Below are 1,795 nucleotides of genomic sequence, written 5' to 3'. Positions count from 1 at the left end.
CGCGGGCCCCGGCCGGCCGGGCGGCTGGCGCCACCCCGGATCCGAGCCCGGCTGGCTTTCCGCCTCCTACTACCAGCACATCGGCCGCGTGCTCGAACAGGGCAAGTTCGACCTGATGTTCCTCCCGGACATCCTGTCCGTGCCGGACCGCCTCGGCGGCAGCATGGACAGCCAGCTGCGCTACGGCGCCCTCGGCTCCCTGCGGCTCGACCCGACGCCCGTGTTGTCGGCGGTCGCCGCAGCCACCACCCACCTCGGCCTCGCCGCCACGATCTCCACCAGCTACTTCGACCCCTTCCCGGTGGCGCGCTCCCTCTCCACGCTGGACCACCTCAGCGACGGACGCGCCGCCTGGAACGTGGTGACCTCCTTCCAGGACTCCGAGGCCCGCAACTTCGGCGAGGACCGGCACATCGACCGCGACCAGCGTTACGCGCGGGCCGACGAGTTCCTCGAGGTGGCCTGCAAGCTCTGGGACAGCTGGGAGGACGACGCCCTCGTCTTCGACGCCGAGACCCCGCTGTTCGCCGACCCCGACCGGGTCCACAGCATCGACCACAAGGGCGACTGGTTCACCGTCCGCGGCCCGCTGAACACCCCGCGCTCGCCCCAGGGCTACCCGGTGATCATCCAGGCCGGCGCCTCCCCGAAGGGCCGCGACTTCGCCGCGCGCTGGTCGGACGTCATCTTCTGCAGCCACGCCTCGCTGGAGTCGGCCAAGGACTTCTACCAGGACATCAAGGCCCGCGCCGTGGCCCACGGCCGCCGTGCCGAGGACGTCAAGATCCTCCCCATGGCGACCCCCATCATCGGCCCCACCACCGAGGCGGCCCGGGAGACCGAGGCGCGCCTGTTCGAACTGGTCCCGCCGCTGGCCGGCCTGTCCACCCTCGCCTACCACCTGGACATCGACCTCTCGGAGCTGCCGCTCGACGAGCCGCTGCCCGACGTCGACGTCCCCGGCGTCCAGGGCCACTACCAGGAAGTCGTGGAGATGACCCGGCGCGAGGGCCTGACCCTGCGCGAGCTGGGCAAGAAGTACGGCGGCCGCACCGAGGGATCGTTCGTCGGCACCGCCGCCGAGGTCACCGACGGCATGGCGCAGTGGTTCACCGAGGGCGCCTGTGACGGCTTCACCATCGGGTCCGTCCACACCCCGGGCGCCTTCGAGGACTTCGTCCGCCAAGTCGTGCCCGAGCTCCAGAACCGCGGCCTGTTCCGCACGGAGTACGAGGGCAGCACCCTGCGTGACCACCTCGCCCTGGACCGCCCCGAGACCGGGCAGTGGCACGACCGCCGCCACGGCAACGCCGACGGCGACAACGGCTGACCCCGCCCTCGTACACCGGAACCCGCACAACGACGCCAAGGACCTCACGGCATGACAGCAGCAGGCGACATCACGAGCATCACCGGCCGCACCACCGACACCCCGGGGCGCCTGCTGGTGACCGCCCGGACGAACCACTTCGTCTCCGACGCCCGCACCGGCCCGGGAGAGGCCGTCCAGGCAGGAGAGCTGCTGCTGTCCTCCCTGGCCTCCTGCTCCCTGAGCAACATCCAACTCCATGCCGAGGAACGCGGCTCGGGCCTGACCGGGGGCCGGGCCGAGGTCAGCTACCAGCGGGACCCGCAGGACCCCACCCGCTACGCGTACCTGCGGATCGAGCTGCTGCTCGAGGGAGTCGACCAGGACGAGGCCGATGTCCTGGTCGGGCTTTTCACCGACAGTTGCCCGATCTACAACACCCTGCGCCGGGGCGGCCACGTCGAGGTGGCCGCCCCGGCGCAGGGT

The 1,795-nt window shown here is 71.5% G+C and carries 2 protein-coding genes; both read left to right on the top strand.

Annotated features, from left to right (window positions below):
• On the top strand, positions 1-1,330 hold a 1,330-nt coding region (locus tag AOK11_RS37745), incomplete at its 5' end, for an LLM class flavin-dependent oxidoreductase (RefSeq protein ID WP_055598129.1).
• A gap of 51 nt (positions 1,331-1,381) precedes the next feature.
• Positions 1,382-1,795 (top strand): OsmC family protein (locus tag AOK11_RS37740; protein ID WP_055598128.1); only part of this gene is annotated, 414 nt, incomplete at its 3' end.

It is taken from the genome of Streptomyces hirsutus (genome assembly GCF_001418415.1).
Classification (GTDB): Bacteria; Actinomycetota; Actinomycetes; order Streptomycetales; family Streptomycetaceae; genus Streptomyces; species Streptomyces hirsutus.
Note: the sequence above shows the minus strand (reverse complement) of the source record. Positions and strands in the feature narration are given on the sequence as shown.